The organism is Ktedonobacter sp. SOSP1-52, assembly GCF_016587395.1.
The window spans coordinates 470,997-490,262 of sequence record NZ_BNJH01000003.1 but is presented as its reverse complement, the minus strand read 5'-3'; the positions used below and the strand labels follow the sequence as shown (position 1 = coordinate 490,262).

The window sequence follows — 19,266 nt, the reverse complement described above, 5'->3', positions numbered from 1 at the left end:
AGTGGTCCAGTGACTCGCGTGCGCTCGACCAGATGTTTGGGCCCATCGTGCGATCGGCTGCCGAACTCCTCACCTCCTCGGAACGAAGCCTGGTGCGCGAATGCGCGAGTGCCACTTGCAGTTGGCTCTTTGTTGACCGTACAAAAAATCATCGACGTCGCTGGTGTACGACGACAGGTTGTGGGAATGTCGCGAAAATCCGCAGATATCGCCAGCAACTGCGCAGGAATGAAGCGGCCCAACCCTCTTGAGAGCGAAAAAAAGCTTGAAAGAAGAGGGCAAACAAAGGAGCAAAAGAACAGGAATATGACCATGATTTTCTCGCCACACAGCGTTTTGGATACCGCCTACTTCCACTTTCTACAATCCTCGCTATCTTCTGTGACAATCTGAGGTAGTGGAAGCAGTACCGACGCAATTTTCTATGTGCTACGAACTGGCTGTCAATGGCGAGCCCTGGATCAGACCGAACTGTGCACCCATTCGACGGCACACGATCGCTTTCAGGAGTGGGTAAAAATAGGGGTCTTTCTCAAATTGCGGCAAGCAGGGATTGAGCAATTTGATGAGGTGCATGAGCTGGACTGGGATTGGCTCTCAATGGATGGAGCGATGGTCAAAGCTCCGCTAGGCGGCGAGAAAACCGGCCCCCATCCCACCGATCGGGGCAAGAGCGGGGCCAAACGCAGCCTGCTCACCGAGGGACACGGTGTGCCAATCGGTCTGGCGATTGAGGGCGCCAATCGCCACGATATGAAACTGGTACAACCGACCATCGAAAGCATCATCGTCGATCGTCCTAAGCCAGTGAGGAGCAGCCGCCAGGCATGGCCGCCTTGTGGGATGTTGCAACCCTTGAAGAGCGATATGAAATGGTCACCATTCTCTTGGAGCCAGAGGGGTTCTCCTATGATCCCGAATGGAACATGATTGCCGCGCTCAAACCCCGCCCGGCATTCCTGCCCATTTTCCGTCTGCTTCAAGGCGTCTTTGAACACAAAGAAACCAGTGAACTGCTTGTGACAATTCACTGGTCGCAACGGAACCGACGGGCGATGAACCACCGGTCGCCCCTGGCCTTGATCCCCATTGAGAAGGTGTTTGTCGATCGCAATGACATCCTCATGTATAAGTCGAAATCGAGTGCTGATGAAAGAAGCATCCCCCGTTATGTATGCGGGAGAGTATCAACCTGTTGGACTTGTTCTATTCTCTCTCTGATTCTGTTGAGAAACTGTTTTACCTTCTTTTGATCTAATGTTTTGTCACATGTTCCGGCACGTAAAGCGAGGGCTTGCGTAAGCAGCTCACCATCAGCAACACGTGCTTTGGCCCACTCAATCGCATCTACTTTTGATGACCAGTGATTCTCTTCAGCAAATCGCCACCCTCGACATGCATTGAGGATACTGGAATAGCCAGCCTCATCATGGTCTGTATGCCAGCGCAATGAAGTGAGAAGAGCATTGAGTAGCCACGCTCTCGGAATGACCCCAAAGAGTTCGTGGGCATCTGGGCCAAAAATGCTGATACCATGTTCTCGTGCAATTGATCGATCGAGGAGAAACCAGTGAAATGATTCATCCTTTGGATCATAGGTGACATGAAAGTGCATTTGGGGACCAGAATTGAGATTCACTTCAAATCCGGCAGCTGGAGAGGGGATAGTTACTTTCTCTCTACTGTAGAGAACAAATTCACATCCTCGCGTTGGACATGGTAAGGATGGGTGGGCAAGTAAGGAAGTAATCTGTTCCTTTTCGCCCTGGCTGAGTTGTCGTGCGCATACCCCTTGTATATCGATATCGCTTCTACCAGCAATAAACCCTCCTAATGCTGCGGAACCGACTATGTAGACCCCTAATAAATTCCCTTGCAAATAGTTATGAAGTAACTGAACCATTTGCAGGGAGTAGGTTTGAATTTCGGGTGGCAGGTTCTGCAATCGAGTATCAGAATTGATTGACACTTGACACCTCCTTGGATGAGTACACACAAGCGTTTCCTACCTCGCGCCCAGATGCCTGAGAAGTACTCGCTAGCCTTGTCCACTTCCCCTCTTCTTATTCCTTGCACATCTGTATTCTCCCTCTCTTGCAAGAGTACGTCTACCAGCATGGAGAACAGCTACGAGCGGTATTGGGAAAGCAATTTGAGACAATAACGCCAGCAGAATCGCAACGATTCGATGGAGATAATGACATTTTGACAGCGACAGACCTCTTTATAGTATAAAACAGTACAAGTATGATAACGCTAGTTTTCTCGAGGTCTTGAAGCAACTATCTAGATGGTATTGTCAACTTGGTAACAGAACTGAACAATGTGTGAAAGGAACTGCATGAAAACAAACGCCACTGCTCCCGATTACAAAGGCTTTCGCCTCCCATTGAGAACGCCGATTGTTGCGTGCTTGATGCCCACAACGAGAACAGGTTTGCGAGGTATGACGCGGGTCAATGCGTTCAACCACAATTCCCTGTTCTTGCCCCTTGTAGACAATGAAGCCGTACAACTGCGCAAAGGACCAGGAATGCAGCTTACGTTGTCCTTCACCTTTGCGATGTCGGACTCCTTCTCGAATATTGGTCAAGTTCTCAAGCACAATTGTTGCTCCAGGGGGTACGCTTTGCACGATGCGTTTGGAGAGAACATGGTCACAGTCCCGGTGGAAAAGCATCTGCTTACGCGACAGCTTTTTGAGATGCCGTTTGGCAGACGTGGTTCCTTTGGACTGAAGTTTGCGACGGAGACGGAAAGTACGGCGGTCAACCTCTTTCCAGTGGCGAGAGCCAAGGAAGTGACGGTTGGAAGTCACAGCAGGACGATTCAAGCCCAAGTCCACACCAACAACCGTGTCATTGGCTTGAACAACAGGTTCGGGAACATTGACCACGACATGCAGCCACCATTTCCCTTTGCGGTGGATCAGGTCAGCAGTAGCAATTTCCACCCACGATATCGCTCACTGAAATGAGGAACGGTAAAGGGAAGAGTCATTTTGCCTTGCGTGGTCGAAACGCGAATCGTTTGTGTTTCCCAATTGAGGGAGTAGGTGTGAGCATTGTAACGAACCGCACACTGCTCAGAGGAAGGACAACGAACAGGCTTGAAGAGGGGAACGGGTTTCCCCTGTTTCTATGCTTTAGCAACCTTTTTCGGATAGGACGCTTCCTTCCTGGCTTTCCAGGTGAAAGCACTGCGAAGCGTTTCGGTGGCTTTGACCCGAGCCTGAATGAGCAAGTCACTCGCCAGACCAGGACACAAAGATTTCGTCTCGTAGTAGGTGGCATGATGAAGCCTGACACCGTTCTTCTCGCGATGCTGCCAACCATAGACACACACCTGATTGTAGGCAACGGTAAACTGCACCAACGTTTCCTGCAAGACTTAGGACTGTTCTGTATTCAGTTGAAGTTGAATCCGCACCATTCTATTCATGCACAAATTATACCATGTATGTCGTATTTATGCCAAATAGCAAAAAAAGAAAGGAGTGCGCCATGCTCCTCCTCATGTCTCAAGCCAGGGGTCCCCGCATGGCGCGGTTCTTATGATGGAAGACCAGTCCCTTGTTCGGGCGATTGTCCTCATGCGTGTAGCCACATTTGGGGCAGGCTTGCGAGGTATACTGCGCCTCCACGGCGAGTTTGCTGTGAGTTTTTGTTTGTTATCTGCGCATAATAAATAGCTATAGTAAGGTGCACAACTGCATCTCTTTCTTTTATGCTAAATACCTATGTGCTATACTAAGCGCGAATTGACGTAGTTAAATTTTATCTATTAACTGGAAGTAACAGCATGCTAGAAGCAATATTAGGTCACTATCGCCTGTTAAGCGAACTGGGTCGGGGTGGTACCGCGACCGTTTATCTAGCTGAAGACATTCATCTACATCGCCAGGTTGCGGTAAAAGTCTTTGAACCCAACCCTCAGGCATCTAATACAGCAGAATTCCTTGCTCATTTTACGCGAGAGGCACGCGTTCTGGCGCTCCTGGACCACCCCCATATCCTCCCAGTGTATGAGTATGGCGAGCAAGATACTTACGCCTACCTGGTTATGCCCTATATGCCTGGAGGCTCTCTTCGAGACTATCTACATAAACACCAGGGGCCGCTTCCTCTTGAGCAAGCACTCTTCTTTATCCATCAAATCCTTAATGCACTAGAATATGCTCATCAACAAGGTCTGATCCACCGCGATATTAAACCTGGCAATATCCTCTTCAAAAATGAAGAGACGCTTATGCTCTCCGATTTCGGCCTCGTCAAGAGTGTAGAGCACACAAACAACAAACCCCTAACGAATGATGTCACACGCACGGATAGCTTTGCCATTAAGGGCACACCTGATTATATGGCACCGGAGCAGATTCAGAGCCGGCCCGATAAAACGAGCGATATCTACTCGCTCGGTATAGTGCTCTATGAAATACTCACCGGGCAGCGCCCCTTTCATGCTAACGACTCTATGACACTCCTGGTAAAGCATCTCAGCGAGCAACCACGTCCTTTGAGTGCCCTCAACCCTACTATCACGCCAATACTTGAGCGTGTTGTGCTCCAAGCTCTGGCAAAAGATCCTGTGTACCGCTTCCAGTCGGCCGCTGCATTTCGCACCGCTCTCAATGAGGCAGTAAAACCAGATTCTGCTGCCCCGACGCTCACTGATGTGCCTTCTACCATAGTCAATGACTCCAGGCTACCAGCCAGTCCTTTCCAGACGCAACTCTCCACCACGCCCACCTCCCCTGAACCTATGGGTCCAAAACCTACAGGCACGAGTTACTATACTGCTCCAACAAGCCACTCTCTCCCTATGCCGCAGGGAATCGTCCCTACGCAGAAGCAGACCACCTTCGCCCCAACAATCCTCGCTTCATATCCTCCATCGACATATTCAACTCCTCCTCCCGCGGCGCGAGCAACGAATCGCGTCACCGCGTTTACCTACACCTTAATTGGTATAGCATTGACTGCCAGTGTCTTTGCCCTCCTCTACAATACTGGCTACCTCAATAATCATGCAGCATCTCCCCCCAAACCCCAGGTCGCAATAAATACACCCGCAAGTGCTAGGTCAACCCAAACACCTTCAAAAACGCTACTCCAGCCAGCCGCGGCTGCCATTACCACTGACTGTCCGACAGGGAATGTAGCCCGTCCCGCAACACTCCATCCTGTTACGCAAGGTAGCCATCGCCAGCTTATCTACATTGTGAATGAAGGACCAGACAGCGCACCAACGCAGGGAACGCTAAAACGTCGCGATGCCGACAATACAGTTAAAGCGACTCCCATCCTGGGTGAACCAAACATCCATATCAATGAGGGACAGGTCACGCAGAATGGGCAATGGGTTGTCTATATCTTGAACAAAAATGGGATAAGCCAACTCCGCCTCCTACGAGTGGATGGACAGGAACAACAAACGCTGTACTGTGCCCCTAGTGGCAACCAGCTAGCTGAGATGCAGCTCTCCTACGACGGGCAGAAGCTCGTCTTCAATCAGTACCCTGGTAGTGGAGGCAAGCCACTGCTCTACCTATATACTATGGGCACAGGCACGCTCCAGATGATCCTCCAATCACAAATGGCCCTGGCCTATAGACCTATGACCTGGTTAGATAATAATCGCGTCCTTTTGTCTTCTTTCATCCCAAACTCGGGTGCTACTCACAACGATCTCTATACCCTGGATATTACACGGGGCCCCAATCAGCACGATAGCAACCTGCAAAAGCTGCTTAGTCAGAACTGGAATTGCGGTAGCTTTGATGCAAGCTACGATAGCACAAAACTCTACGTTGCCAACTGCGGCACCAGCGATGGGCACGCTCCCGTTGGACCAACGACAATCACCGTTCAGCCCTCAACGGGCGGTACCTCCCAGGTCATCGCGCATCTGGATCAGGCTATTACCATGCTACGCGCCATCTCTCCCACAACGCTGCTACTCATGGTCGAGAACGGCAGCGGAGATACCAGCCAGAATGGTCTCTGGCGGATGAATACCGATGGTACGAACCTCACACGCCTCTCCAGCGATACAACTGGTGGTCAGTCACTCTGCCCCTTTTCTCAATATGCCTGGTCAAATGTCTCGCAAGATGGGCAACTCTTTGCGCTCCAGGAGGCCGATCCTCATAGCGCTAATCGTAAGATGTACTATGGCTCCCTCGATACAGGGGACCCAACCTACTTTGCGGATATCTCCGATGGCACCGATCTGCGCCTTTTAGGCTGGAGCCGCTACTAATTGGCGTACTCACAAAGTCCAGAGAAGAAAAAAGTTGCATGCATATAGGGTCCATGTAAGCATGGGCTGGAAGCCCACGATTCATCGTTGGCGTGCCCACAGACCGACACTCAGGCGCTCAGGGAGATCGCTGCGATTGAATGCAATGTGGAAGACGGGAGCGTATCCTGGAGTTTTTTTCGATTTTGTCAACAGATGTCCCAAGTAGCCAACACAGGGGATATAATCTCGCTGCCATCCTGGAATACAGTCCCTATTATATAGCGGGAATTTCGGGGAAAAATGTCAGGACCCCGTGATAAGGCAAGGCCATAGGCTTCTAGCGTTTTTTTTCTTGTGCAGCTTGCCTCGCATCCGATTGCGCCTGCTTTGATAGCTCTCGTCGTCGCACATTAGCGTCTAAAGCCTGGACCTCATTAACCAGCACCGCATTTGAGGCTGGATCCAGGGCTTTCTTTGACGATTTTTTGATGGCCTCACGTGTGGCGGTGATGGAGCCATATTTATGTGGATGAGCTTCTTCTGCCGCGTCGTACATCACGCTCAGTTCAGTTAGTATCCACTTCAAGTGGGTTCCATACGCCAGTTCATCATCCGGGGTCATAGCAACTACTACTGTAACAATGGCAGGCCATCCTGGCAATGGTTCTAATATACCATTGTCAATGTTCCTGAAAATAGACCGGAGATTAGAAACCCACTGACGATTCGTACGACATTTCTGTCCCAACATCTCAGTTGTAATGCCTTTCTCCTTAGATATCTTAAACAAGTGGAGCATTTCCTCAGCTAGCTTTTGCACCTCAATTGGAACACGTTGCTCGCGCTCTTTTTGCAATATTTTTCTCCTGTTTTAATACAATAAAACTAAATCTATACGTACATGTCAAAGAATGTAAAGTGATTTATAAAATATTTCTCTCATTTACATCACAAAATACTAAAAGTGACAGAAATATTGGAAAGACTTGACAAACGTCTCGCTTTCTCCTATTCTTTACCCAGGGTGTAAGGAATCCTTACATCACAGGTACACGCGTCACATCTGTAATAAAGCGAAGTGTCATTCTGTAACACATGAATTGTGCTTTAGCCTTAATAATTGTAACGCATTTTAAAAAAAATAGAAACATAGCGTGCTTGTGAAGGCTGACAAACGGATGAACGGACATACTATCTACCCATGTTTTAAGTAGAAATCATGTTAGAACATGTTTTCTATCTTGTTTAAGACCAACAATAACAGTTGTCCTATAATTGTTCAGGAGAGAGGCACGATGGAGCAGAAGCCGGAAACATACATGCTCGTATTCCATCGATCTATGACCTTCCGTAACATTTGTGGCAACCTCACCTTTGTTTCGTCAAGTGAAATAGTGCCTGGCGTTGAACTGCTCCAAGAGATTCCGGCTATGTCTGGATCACCTGCCCTATATGAATTGGCTATGACGTTTGACGGAGAACACAAGGTGCTAATAGTACAGAAGAGCTTGGTGACCTTGTACCGAGAATAAAGCACAAAACCATCTACAAACAAAACTAAAACAGATCATGCGCATGATCGTTGACATGCATAGTTGCTGATTTCATGGACAAGTATTGCATTGTCCACGCAGCCAGCGTTCAGCTACGTCCGTTGAAAGCCGTGGAAGTCCCACAAGCCCAACTGGACTCCGGGTTGGACTACGACCAACCCAGAGTTCTGCTTCCATTGCTCATGCCGTTTGACAACAAGGCTTTGACTTCCTGCCTGTTACCGCCTTTGAGGAATGTAGCAGTAGGGTCAAGCCCCTGCCTTGAGGAAAAAGGTATGCTGATGTGTGGGGAGCCAATCACGACCGCGCAGGCTCATATGCAGACGATATTCTACAAGGGGCACCTTATACACAGCAGATAACCGAATGATGGCACCTGCTATTAAACCTCCCAGAAGCCATAAGCTGTGATGTAGTTCATAGATGTGATTCGCTAAAATAAGATATACTTATGCAGGTACGGCAGAAAGATTCTGGAAAGTTACACGCGTATGGAACCAAAGACATCTTTTTGGGATAAATTTACAAGTGAGGGGCGTCTCAAGAAGCAATGGGAGCAGGCACTAGCGGAACCTGATCCTTCGGTCGCTCTGGTGCTTTTGCGCAAAGTACGAAAACAAATGCATCACTCGCCAATTAAATCCATCCATTTATGGCTTCCCTTCCTAGAAACGCTTCTTGATCAGAGCCGCCTGCCTCACTTAAGCGAGGATGACCTGGCAGCGGTAGAAGATATGGGCAATATGCTTGTCACAAGCAGCCCTGAGGAGCTCAATGGAGTACGCCCCGCCGATATATGGTTACGAGTTGCCCGGGCCTACGAAGCACGTAACCAACCTGTTCAGGCGTGTAAGCTGTTTGCTCTCACATATCGCAACCCTTCCACAAACCGTGAGGAGAGAGTTTACTGTGCTCATGCATTAGCTCGAAACGAGGTGCTTGAGGATGATGTCCTCGACATATACATAGACCATGTTCAATCAACACCCCAGGTGTATGCTGAATCGACCATCTTAGCGTTACTTACCCGTTTGTGTAATCTCGACTTTTCTGTGGAACATACCCAGCTCAAACGCATATTTCAAATCACAGAGCGCCTGGTCCCCCTTCATATTTTAGTTCCTCACATGCGTACTACCCAAGGGCTCTACAGTTTACTTATTGAGGATTCACCCGCTGAAGCGAGTACGTATTTTAGCAGTGCCCTGGTTGCAGACCCTAACGATAGGACCGCCCGTATTGGGCAGCTGGCTTCCTGGATCCAACTTGGCAGATATGGCGAGGTGAAGGATCATTTCCCAAACTCGGAGTATATGCAAGACCCCGTGATCGCGGGACTATTTCAGCTATGCACAATCATTGAATGGCTCGACACAAGCGTTCTCCCTGGCCCGTTGCCATGCTCTGTTGAAGATGCTGCTCGCCTCAAAGAGCTACATTTACACATCTATATCGGCGATATAGTTGAGGCAACCCTTGGACGCATATGCTTGCTAAACGGCGATATCCAGCAGGCGGCTCATCTGCTTTCACCCCTTGCCGAAAAGTATCCAGAATATCCTCAATGGGGCTACTATGCAGCCTGGGCAGAAATCCTCTCTGGCAATCGCGAGAGCGCGGTACGTTGCCTTCGGGCACTTGCGAACTGGTCAGGGCGCTGGACAGTCGCCTGCCTGCTCCTGGAGATAGATCCCGCCCTGGAGCAACAACAACAGATGCAGGAACTTCTCACAGAAATGAAGAGAAATCCTGAACAGCATTCGCGTGCACATATTATAGAGATACGCCTCGCCCTAGCAAGGGAAGGCTTTTCCGGTACCCACCTGAGGGAAGTAGAAACAACGTACCTCGTTGAGGAGATAGAGGTGCTACGCACAAGGTTGGCCTGCTCAGTACGTAGCGGGGAGCAGGAGGTAACGAATCGATTGATTGCACACCCCCTCTTCGCGCGCTTGCCTCTTGCCGATCAGTTCTTCTGGCGGGGAGTACAGGCGTTACGCTGGCAGGACCAGGCTCAGGGGATCACTCTCCTGGAAAAAGCAGCACTGACGCTCTCTCACCATCAAGCGCGGCTTCTCCTGGCAGTTCTTTTTTTGCGCGAGGGCAAACTCAATACGGGAAAGCACCACCTGAATGAGGTCTTTCCCGGGCGGCACGATAGCAAAATACGCTTGCTTCAGGCATATGTGGAGGGACGCGAGGGACAGCTGGATAGAGCTATCGAGCTCAATGAACGTCTGGCTGAAGAGGGTCTGGCTAAAGCCTACTACGTTCTAGGCCATCTCTATTTGTACAAAACCACACAAAGTGTCCTACCACAGGAACAGCTTCAAAGATACCGTACCCAGGCAGCGATGGCATGGCGGAAAGCGTTAGATCAAGGTAGACAAACACTACCAGGTAATAGTGAAGTACTTTCATGGTGCGCTCATTTTATTGCCTTCTCTGAGCAGCGGGCTGAAACCTACCCAAAGCTCTGGCACGCCTACCGAGCACTGACACCTGCACAGCGAGAACCATGGCTCATGTGGTATGTAGCATTGGGTCTTCTATGGTATGGAAGCTTCCATGACGTCGCTAGTGCTGTTACGGAACTGCAAACAGTACTGGAGGCTGTGGAACACTTAGAGCCAGTAGCTCTCTGCGAACTCGCTCAAGCAATTGCCCATATGGTTAGCGAGGGAAAGCAAAGAGAACAGGCACGTATATTGCTTCCATTCCTGGAGCAACTAGCGGCACAGAGCAGGAAACACCCGAAAATTCGGATCGCATGCCAGATAGGAGTGGCGGCAGCGCTACACATTCTCTATATGAATGCCGATGGGCAACAGTGCCGGGCACTACGACAGGATGTGGCTCAGCGCATACTGCAAGATCCAGACAACAGGCAATTGCAGATCTTGCTTGCCTTTATCTACAGCCACAACAGCCAACGCGAGGAAGCCAGCACCATTCTACGTACAATCGTACCCAATGACACCTGGCTCGGTCGCGTTTGCTCCATACTGGCTGACCTCTTACATGGACACATTAACCCATCTCACGACGTCTCACCCGGAGAAACCTCACCGGAACGAGCGCAGTTTAGTAAAAGCCTGAGTATGGTGCTGGCTTTCAACAGCGGGAAGGCAGAACAGGGCTACGAAGCGCTTCTCCGCCAGCAGGCGCGAAAGAGCCTGGCCCCCTTTTATATAGAACGTGTTCTTCCTTTATTGACCATCTATGCGCTCAATAAAGGCAGCGTCCCCGCCTTCATTCCCAAAATTCTTACCGATCTATCACATTCAAGACAATCGCGCGAACAGGCAGCCTCGCTGGCACGAGTTGCGGCAGTGCTTGGTGAAACAGCATCAGCCTCTCGTCTATGGGAACAGGCACTGCGCGACGCAGATGATAACCAACAGACAGCTAGCTGGCAGCAGGAGTGCTTTCGCTTCTTAAGCCACCAAGCGGTTACGGCGCTCGCTGAAAGGGAATATCTTGAAGCTTCCAGGTATTTACGGCAAGCTGCCCATTGGGCAGGAGCAAAGCCAAATGGGACCGAAACGAAACAGATGTTACTGGAGCGAGCACGCAAAATCGAATTACGGGCCGCAACCATGCGCTTGCTTGCGTTCCTCTTTCCAGGCTTCGATGATGTAGAGGTTGTACCGGGGCGATACCACGCTATAGGCCAGGTCATTGGGCAGCATCCCCAACTTGCCACAGCACTTGTGAACGATGATCACGAACAGATAAAGCACGAATGGGGCCTGGCACTGCAAGAGCATCAGGCGGAAGTGCCTTTTATGCACCTCATCAGCGTTCTCTATAGAGAAGTGGCCCTGGCAAAGCTTGCCAGACAGGAGGACGCAGAAAGGGACTGGGAGGTAAGCACGGCTCTCTGGGTCCTGCTGCTAAGTTCAGAAACCTTCTGGTACTACTTTGCGTTGATGCGGGGAATAAATGAACAGGGAGGGCGTTCTACCCTGGACCCATTCCAACAGGAGGAGGTGTGGCATGATGCACTCGATACCATCCTCACTTTTCACAGCACAAGCGGGAAGAAGGATTTCGCGACCGGAAACTACCAGCGGGCGCGAACCCACTCGCGTTGCCTTGACCTCTGCCGGTCAGGAGAACAACAGTTATGCTCTTCCCTCAGTACATATGGGCTTCCTTATGCGATAGATATCGATAATCGCAGAATACAGTACGTTAGCAGTCAGGCAAGCAAGTTACTCAATGAATGGGGAGCATCGCTGCTGATGGACGCTGAGAAGGCTCTCCAGAACGCCGAGGAGATTAAAAGCCTTCCCTCAGGTATCCGCCAAAACTACTCGGGAGGCATTGATCTGCTTGAGACTTTTATCTTGCTTGATGTTCCCATTACGCGCGTCCTGGTAGCATGCCTCGATTGGTACAACGATTGGAGTTACGATCTGTACCTCAACATGGGCAAACAAGAAATGCAGCGAATCGTGATGCGGGCCAGCGCGATAGCAGACCGTTTGCTTCCTCTCTGCGAAAAGAAAAATGCCTATGCGCCCGAGAACCAGGCACTCGCGAGACACTTGAACTACCGCGGCTACGTGCGCGATAATTCTCTGCTTGCCATACGAGATTACGAAGCATCGCTATCCCGGAGCCCGGGTTACACCAATTCAGATGAAATGCTGGAAGATGCGCGCATTCAGGCGCTTGTACAGCTCAAACGGGATCTGCATGCCTACGCAGAAAAGGGGGAGTTTGAACGAGCGTACCAGGCTATTGACGAGGCGGAACCGCTTATACAGAGTCCATCGGGGCTCCAGGCAGAACACGCCACAATTTGTCTCCGCCATGGACGCTGGCTTGCCTCAGAGGGACGTTACACAGAGGCCCTAAGCCGTGGAAAGCAAGCTGCTATCCTCAATCCTCAGAACCCTGCTACGCAGCAACTCATCCAGGAGATGGAAGAGCTTGTACCCGAAGAGGACAATGCGCGTCTGCTCAAGGAGGCAGAGGAGGCACTGACCAAGAATTTCTTTGACCAGGCCCTTCAGAATATAGCGCGAGTGCCCTCAACATCGCGCCTGAGTAAAAGGGCGCGTCAACTCCACATAACTGCATATTATCAGCATGGTATCACTTGCACCAATCTGGGTCAGCTTGAGAAGGCGGATAAATACTTGAGACAAGCCCTGGAGTTGGATACAGAGCACGAAAATAACAAGATGATCACACAACAGCTTTCTACGGTCCTGACGCAGATGGCACTCAAGCATGTAGAAGAGGGGAAAAATGCCTCTACAGAAAATCACCTGGCCAGGGCAATGCTCATTTTCGCAAGGGGCCTTTTAGAAGAAGCGCTGGAGTTTAATAGTGCGAATAACCTGGCAAAGACACAGCTTGATCAGTTAAATAAACATCTTTCATCTGAGAAAGAGACCAAAAAATGATCACACCTGAGAAACCAAATCCTTTTCATATCCTTCGGCTGTCAACGCGGGCAACCCTGGCGGAGATCGTCGCTCGTGGAGAGGAACTGTACCAACTTGCTGAATCAAAAGAAGAGGAGATGCTCTTCCGCTGGGCAACTGAACAATTAAAGACCAATGTACGTACTCGCCTGGCATACGAGCTATTTGAGTTCCCTGAGGCGCAGTATGAAGACGAAGAGTGGGAGGCTTTTATACGTAGGCATCGAAGAAAGCCCGTGACCCTGGCAACGTTAGCGCAGGGAACCCCCCCTCTGAGCGTAGAAGATGTGAATGCGGCGGAACTGCTTCAGCAGCTTTTGGAGAGCGAAATAACCATAGCGGAAGCCGACCCGGAACCCTTGCTTCATAGCTCACCATTTGTGCCCAGATATACGTTGCCGTTGGAGGAATGGGATGTCATCTGCGGGTAACTTACCTGATTGGAGCATTTTTAAAGAGCGTGAGGCACTCCCTCTGGAATACGAGTTGCTTTCACCAGCTGCAGAGGTAGCGGCCTTATTACGTGTCCATTATGCCTCCCTCACCGAGGGTCGCCGGGCCGAGGCAGAAGCATTTCAAACCAGTTTTGCGGCCCTGGCGGAACAGGCTGTACTAGTGGCTCAGCTAGAAATGCTTTTGCAGCGCTCTTCATCGTCTTTTTCCAGCTCTGACCAGGGCAGTCGTCTACAAGGGAGGCAGGAGACATTGCCACGCCTCTATAAGTCTCTCTGCATCATTAAAGATCAGATGCTTGAAGCCCTGACATCTGCTGGTATTGAGATAGAATTTCCGCTCGGCAAATCATATGAAGAGGTCGCCGATTTTGTGGAAATTGAGCACTGGCGACACCAGCAACATCTGACTGAAGAGATAGTCATAGACGTCTATGAACCCATCATACGCATGCTCCAGGCTCACCAAGGTCCCGTACTGGTTCGAGCCGGACGGGTCGTGATGGGGGCACCACTTGAGTCCGAGCCAAGAGATGGCAACCATCATGCAGTCGCACGTTCATACGAGGAGCATAAAGAGAATGGCCAGGCAACAAATCAGTAAAGCGATCGGTATCGACCTGGGCACCACCAATAGCGCGGTCGCCATAATGAACCCCACCGATACAGATATAGTGTTGCATAAAGATCCTAAAACAAAGCGAGAGACCACGCCAAGTTGTGTCTGGAAGGATCCCCGGAGCCTACAAAAAATTGTTGGCGCCAAAGCTTTTCAGCGCATCGGGACGACGCCTGAACCCATTAGATCGGTCAAACGCGTCATGGGCAAACAAACATCGGTACGCCTAGGGGATGAACAACTGACACCGGAGCAGGTATCTTCGCTGATACTAAGCGAAATGAAACAGCAAATTGAAGAAGATGTAGCGCGTTTTTCCAGTGAGAGCGCAGAATGGATCGTTGATCGCGCTATTGTGACTGTGCCCGCCTATTTTGACCAGCCTCAGATAGAGGCAACACGCAAGGCCGCTGAGATGGCTGGATTTCAAGTGTTGGAGTTATTGCATGAGCCAACCGCTGCCGCAAGCTACTACTGCTGGCAAAACCAGGTACAGAATGGAGTCTTCCTGGTCTACGATTTTGGTGGAGGTACCTTTGACGTCTCCATCCTGCGTAGTATTGAGGGAGCATTTGAGGTTCTAGGTATTAGTGGAAACAACCGGCTGGGTGGTGATGACATTGATAGTATACTGGCCGAAGAATTGCGTCAACGCCTATTAAGTGAAGAGTATGCTCTCGACCTGGACATAAAAAATGACCCTGAGGATCGCCACCGCTTTGAAAAGCTCAGACTCCTGGCTGAGGGCGTGAAGAAGGCGCTTTCTACATCAGATGAGTTCATATTACGCAGTCAGTCAAGTCTCTATGATAAGCAGGGACAGCCCGTCAACATTGATATCCCATTTGAGCGCGACGAAATCGAGGCACTCATGCGGCCCCTTATCGCAAGAACCATCCCCTATTGCTACCAGGCCCTGGAGCTCGCGCAGAAAAAGGCCGGTATTACCCTGGCCGATATCGATGCCATCATTCTCGCAGGCGGAACGACACATATTCCGTTGGTACGAGAGCTCGTGCGCCAGACATTTTGCGCTGATCCAACGGCCTCTGAACCCCGAGCAAAATGTACTGAGCCTGTTTATAAGAAGGTCGACACCATTGTAGCTTTAGGAGCCGCGATTCGCGCCTCTGCCACCGGCGGAGTAATCAACTATGATGCACAGCGCTCCGTACGTGTACTCTTCCGTGGGATTAGCGTCACCGCCGCCAGACAAGTCACCATTGGAGGGCGAGTTGAGGCGCTTGCCCCTGACCTCGATCTTACCGATGGATACATCCGGCTCACCATTCCAGATCTAGGCTTTGAGGATGAGCAAGCGTTGAAAAGAGGCAATTCTTTCGGCTTTACACGTGTCCCGTTACAAACTTCAGCCGAGAATCTACTCACGTTTGAGATTTTTAGCGGTAGCGATACCCTGATCGCGACCGTGAATCACTCTATAAGCCAGAGCAAGGATGCGTTACGCCCAACTGGTGGTTCTAGTGGAACCGCCTTGCTCTCCAAAGCTCTCTCTCTAGAAGTCAGCCGCGATGGCAAACCATATAGGAAGGAACTCATCAAGGCGCTGAGCACCTTACCTGCCAGCCAAGATGACGTCTTTTATCACCCCGGCAATACGCAGCGACTCCGCTTACCTTTATACCAACAGAAGAAAATGGTCAAAGAAATTGTCATTGAGGACCTTCCCACTCTGGCGAAAGGAACCCCCGTTCACTTTACGCTTCACGTCGACGAACTGGCAGGCATAACTATCAAAGGCACAATTGGCAAGAAAACCTTTGAGACGCAGATCGAGCCTCCACCAGAGCGAAAGCCGCCGACTGCCACTGAAGTAGAGGCTCTCGATGAGTCATTTCAAAAATTGACAACAACACTGCACACTCAGAAGAAGAGTCGTGTTGAAGAACAATATAAAAAGGCAAAAGAGAGCTACGAGGCTGCTGTTGAGAAAGAGGATCTTGAACAGGCTGTTCATGATTTTGAGGAGTTGGAGGAGCTAGTTGCAAGCATTGCTCCCACTCAGAGCTCAATTGAACCTCCACGAGACGTGTTTGAGAAGGTTGTGGGGGAGTGTCTCAATCTCAAAAATTTTGTTGAAGCACTATCTACCTATTCAGGAATTACCCAGCAAGGCTATAATAGCCGAGAAATCAGCAAGGCAATCGAGGCTCAACAAATACAAGGCGATCAGGCATTCCAAGCTGGAGACCAGACTAGATATACAAATGCACTTGTTTCACTCTATGCCCTGCGTGATCATCTAGCGCTTTTGTATGCCAAGGCAGTGAAAAGTGAAAATACTCTCTCAGAATCTGAAAAGGCGGCAAGCTATATCCATAGTATCCTTGTGGAGGCGACAGAAATTGATCAAATTGCCACCGGGAGGAAACGGAAAGATTTTCAGAACGAAATCATCCTCATCAAGAATCAACTCAATGCGGCAGCACGGGATATCCAGACCAATCCTCTGTTGGTACAGCATCGGGCCAATCAAGCCTGGGTACGTCTCCAACAGATAAAGAACGTTTTGGTCAACTCCCAAGAAGATGGAGACGATGGCAAGTTGGTAGAGGACCATACCTCCTAGTTTGGAGCATTCTCCAATCAATAAACACAATGCCACACAGGAGGGTTGCGAAATGAAAGTATCATGCCCCGAAAGTAGCTGCCAGGCCGAGAATGATGCACGCGCACAAGAATGCAGGCGTTGTGGAACACCGCTGCAAAGCTATGTACGGTTGCTTCAATATCCAGCGCAGCTCTTTAATGCTGGACTCCTCAAGGCGCGTAATGGTTCTTTTGAGCAGGCACGCGATCTCTTTGCGGCGGTGGTGTACTGGTGCCCGAAGGATATCGAGGCCCGTAATGCCCTGGCGCTGGCGTGTTTCGAATTACATGATTTGATGGAGGCCCAGCACCAATGGAAACAAGTGCTAGCCCAGTCACCAACCAATGTGCTTGCCCTACAAGGGATAAAGTACATTGAGGCGGAGCATCCATGGGATGATATGCTCCCTGGGAGCACATCATCTCCACCCCCCTCTGTTGCTACGCAGATGCCAGTCCCAAGGTCCGGCAAGAAGGGCCTCTTTCGCAAAAGGAAGAGTCCACAGAGAAGAGATCGTAGGAGATGAATCGGTCTCCAAGGGTGTTATGATGCCTGCCATATCAGGATTACGCGATCCAAACCGCCAGAGGCAATACGGGCGTTGATGGGAGAAACATCAGGTGACCAGGCAAGGGAGCGTACGCCGCGCATGTGCCCTCGATAGATATGCACAAGCTTTCCGGTCGAGGCCTCCCAGATATGGATAGTTTTCTCATCATCGCCCGAGGCAATAAAGGACCCGTTAGGGGACCACACCAACGCAAATATGCCAGCTGTATGGCCCTGATACTCCTGAACTAAGCGTCCGCTCGGTACCTCGCGTACCTGGACTGTTTGATCATAACTTGCAGAGGCAAGCAGCGCGCCATCGGGGGACCACGCCAGCGCGTAGATACCGGCACGGCCCCCATAGGTCAATACCTGCCTACCGCTGAGAATATCATGGACATGCACAGTGGTGTCATAGCTCGCAGAGGCAAGAAGCTTCCCTTTGGGGGACCACGCAACGGCTAAAATATCGTCAATATGTCCATCATACGTAGAGAGCGTCTTACCAGTAGTTGGCTCCCACACACGTACGGATCGATCGCTACCAGCAGAAGCAAGATAAGTGCCATCAGGTGACCAGGCAACAGCAAAGACATCATCAGTATGTTCCTGATACATTCGTACGGGCTTTCTGGTCATAGCCTCCCATATCTGGACGGTCCTGTCACTACTTGCGGAAGCAAGACAGGTACCGTCAGGCGACCAGGCAACGGCTGTGACGTCACGACGATGCCCTGTATAAGTGGCAAGGAGTTGACTGGTCTCGGGATCCCAAAGGGCAACAGTTTTTCCGTTGCTTGAGGCAAGATAGAGGCCATTGGGGGACCAGGCAAGAGATGTTATCAGATCAATATGCGTGTCGAGGACAAGGAGCGTCGTCCCCAATGGTGGTTTACTGGCTTTCTCTAAAGCCTCTGCAAACTCGCCTACGCTAGCGAAACGTTGCCCAGGATCTTTTGCCAGCGCCTTCATCACCACCTGCTCTACTTCAAGGGGAATAGTGGGGTCTTGTTCGCGTAAACCAGGGGGAAATACAGTCAAATGTTTGACAGCCAGTTCTGCCATAGTGCCCAGGAAGGGAGGCACACCAACCAACCATTCGTACACGATTGTAGCAAGTGCGTACTGATCACTCGCTCGCACAGGCCTGGCCTGTATTTGCTCTGGTGCCATATAGACTGGCGTTCCGGCCACGCCCGAGGTGTGAGAGGGATTCCAGCTATGTGAAGAGGTCACAATCCCAAAGTCACTCAACAGAATTTTTCCCCGGGAATCAATGAGCATATTTTCCGGCTTCACGTCACGGTGAACCAATCCATCATCATGAGCGAATTGGAGCGCAGCGCCAACCTGGTTCACATAGGAAACTATCGTTTTAAGCGGAAGTGGGATGCCTGGTGGATGTAACTGGCGGAGCGTCCCCCCAGAAATGTAGTCCATGACAATAAATGGGAGATCTTCATCGAGGCCAAAGTCTCTGATGCGCATAATGTGAGGATGATCCAGGCGAAAAGCACGAGCCTCATTGAGGAAGCTTCGTAAATTGTCCTTGTTCAACCGTGCTCGCAAAATTTTGACCGCAAACAGCTTTTTGTGGTGGATATGTTCAGCGAGATAGACTTCACCAAAACTTCCCTTTCCTAACTGTCGCAGAAGATGATAATTATCTATAGTTCGTCCTGAATAATCCACCATGCTCTTCTATTCTCGCTACAGAATTTTTCAGGTAGGTCACATAAGTCAGTGCCACACCTGCTCAAATTGTAGAGGAGCGAATAGAAGTATGTCAAGGCACAAA

Annotated in this window: 12 protein-coding genes and 1 pseudogene; 8 read left to right on the top strand and 5 right to left on the bottom strand. The window is 50.3% G+C overall.

Translation table 11 applies throughout. From position 1 onward, the window contains the following. Positions 1–32: 32 nt before the first annotated feature. Together JMJ16_RS57290 and JMJ16_RS27720 are read left to right on the top strand one after the other, a co-directional pair. Positions 33–251, top strand: a complete 219-nt coding sequence (locus JMJ16_RS57290; RefSeq protein WP_374229125.1) for a CGNR zinc finger domain-containing protein — start codon at positions 33–35, stop codon at positions 249–251. Positions 252–411: 160 nt separating this feature from the next. Continuing rightward, positions 412–825 (top strand): annotated as a pseudogene (locus tag JMJ16_RS27720) (IS5 family transposase); the annotation flags it as partial. A gap of 343 nt (positions 826–1,168) precedes the next feature. Here JMJ16_RS27720 and JMJ16_RS27715 read toward each other — a convergent pair. The 3 genes from JMJ16_RS27715 to JMJ16_RS27705 form a co-directional block, all read right to left on the bottom strand. Next, a complete protein-coding gene (locus JMJ16_RS27715; RefSeq protein WP_236601727.1) occupies positions 1,169–1,969 on the bottom strand; it encodes an aminoglycoside adenylyltransferase domain-containing protein in 801 nt (266 codons plus the stop codon). A gap of 330 nt (positions 1,970–2,299) precedes the next feature. Further along, positions 2,300–2,953 (bottom strand): RNA-guided endonuclease TnpB family protein, encoded by a 654-nt coding sequence (locus tag JMJ16_RS27710; RefSeq protein WP_201386839.1) that lies wholly within the window; start codon positions 2,951–2,953, stop codon positions 2,300–2,302. Positions 2,954–3,138: 185 nt separating this feature from the next. Next, positions 3,139–3,372 carry a hypothetical protein gene (locus tag JMJ16_RS27705; protein WP_201386837.1) on the bottom strand — a complete coding sequence of 78 codons (234 nt, stop codon included), beginning with the start codon at positions 3,370–3,372 and terminating at the stop codon, positions 3,139–3,141. A gap of 429 nt (positions 3,373–3,801) precedes the next feature. Between JMJ16_RS27705 and JMJ16_RS27700 the strand changes: the two genes are divergently transcribed. Next, positions 3,802–6,261: a serine/threonine-protein kinase gene (locus JMJ16_RS27700; RefSeq protein ID WP_201386835.1), complete on the top strand. Its 2,460-nt coding sequence runs from the start codon at positions 3,802–3,804 to the stop codon at positions 6,259–6,261. A 319-nt stretch (positions 6,262–6,580) separates the two neighbouring features. On the opposite strand, the gene JMJ16_RS27695 is transcribed toward JMJ16_RS27700, so the two are convergent. Next, positions 6,581–7,099, bottom strand: coding sequence for a hypothetical protein (locus JMJ16_RS27695; RefSeq protein WP_201386833.1), 519 nt, complete (start codon positions 7,097–7,099; stop codon positions 6,581–6,583). A gap of 1,188 nt (positions 7,100–8,287) precedes the next feature. Here JMJ16_RS27695 and JMJ16_RS27690 point away from each other — a divergent pair. Genes JMJ16_RS27690 through JMJ16_RS27670 form a run of 5 tightly spaced genes read left to right on the top strand, consistent with a single transcriptional unit; the run spans position 8,288 to position 17,445 of the window. Then, on the top strand, positions 8,288–13,216 hold the full coding sequence (locus JMJ16_RS27690) for a hypothetical protein (RefSeq protein WP_201386832.1): 4,929 nt from the start codon (positions 8,288–8,290) through the stop codon (positions 13,214–13,216). Beyond that, positions 13,213–13,668, top strand: coding sequence for a hypothetical protein (locus tag JMJ16_RS27685; protein ID WP_201386830.1), 456 nt, complete (start codon positions 13,213–13,215; stop codon positions 13,666–13,668). The genes JMJ16_RS27690 and JMJ16_RS27685 overlap by 4 nt, the downstream gene beginning before the upstream one ends. After that, positions 13,652–14,293: a hypothetical protein gene (locus tag JMJ16_RS27680; protein WP_201386829.1), complete on the top strand. Its 642-nt coding sequence runs from the start codon at positions 13,652–13,654 to the stop codon at positions 14,291–14,293. Before JMJ16_RS27685 ends, JMJ16_RS27680 begins: the two co-directional genes overlap by 17 nt. Next, entirely contained in the window at positions 14,271–16,898 is a 2,628-nt protein-coding gene (locus JMJ16_RS27675; protein ID WP_201386828.1) for an Hsp70 family protein, read from the top strand. The genes JMJ16_RS27680 and JMJ16_RS27675 overlap by 23 nt, the downstream gene beginning before the upstream one ends. A 52-nt stretch (positions 16,899–16,950) precedes the next feature. Next, on the top strand, positions 16,951–17,445 hold the full coding sequence (locus tag JMJ16_RS27670; RefSeq protein ID WP_201386827.1) for a zinc ribbon domain-containing protein: 495 nt from the start codon (positions 16,951–16,953) through the stop codon (positions 17,443–17,445). 17 nt (positions 17,446–17,462) lie between these two features. Here JMJ16_RS27670 and JMJ16_RS27665 read toward each other — a convergent pair whose 3' ends face one another. Beyond that, positions 17,463–19,163, bottom strand: a complete 1,701-nt coding sequence (locus tag JMJ16_RS27665) for a WD40 repeat domain-containing serine/threonine protein kinase (protein WP_201386826.1) — start codon at positions 19,161–19,163, stop codon at positions 17,463–17,465. Positions 19,164–19,266: the final 103 nt, after the last annotated feature.

What these genes read in the sequence shown, in the direction of transcription:
- JMJ16_RS57290 (WP_374229125.1), top strand. Translation starts at nt 33, where the DNA reads ATGTTTGGGCCCATCGTGCGATCGGCTGCCGAACTCCTCACCTCCTCG.
- JMJ16_RS27700 (WP_201386835.1), top strand. Translation starts at nt 3,802, where the DNA reads ATGCTAGAAGCAATATTAGGTCACTATCGCCTGTTAAGCGAACTGGGT.
- JMJ16_RS27690 (WP_201386832.1), top strand. Translation starts at nt 8,288, where the DNA reads ATGGAACCAAAGACATCTTTTTGGGATAAATTTACAAGTGAGGGGCGT.
- JMJ16_RS27685 (WP_201386830.1), top strand. Translation starts at nt 13,213, where the DNA reads ATGATCACACCTGAGAAACCAAATCCTTTTCATATCCTTCGGCTGTCA.
- JMJ16_RS27680 (WP_201386829.1), top strand. Translation starts at nt 13,652, where the DNA reads ATGTCATCTGCGGGTAACTTACCTGATTGGAGCATTTTTAAAGAGCGT.
- JMJ16_RS27675 (WP_201386828.1), top strand. Translation starts at nt 14,271, where the DNA reads ATGGCCAGGCAACAAATCAGTAAAGCGATCGGTATCGACCTGGGCACC.
- JMJ16_RS27670 (WP_201386827.1), top strand. Translation starts at nt 16,951, where the DNA reads ATGAAAGTATCATGCCCCGAAAGTAGCTGCCAGGCCGAGAATGATGCA.
- JMJ16_RS27665 (WP_201386826.1), bottom strand. Translation starts at nt 19,163, where the DNA reads ATGGTGGATTATTCAGGACGAACTATAGATAATTATCATCTTCTGCGA.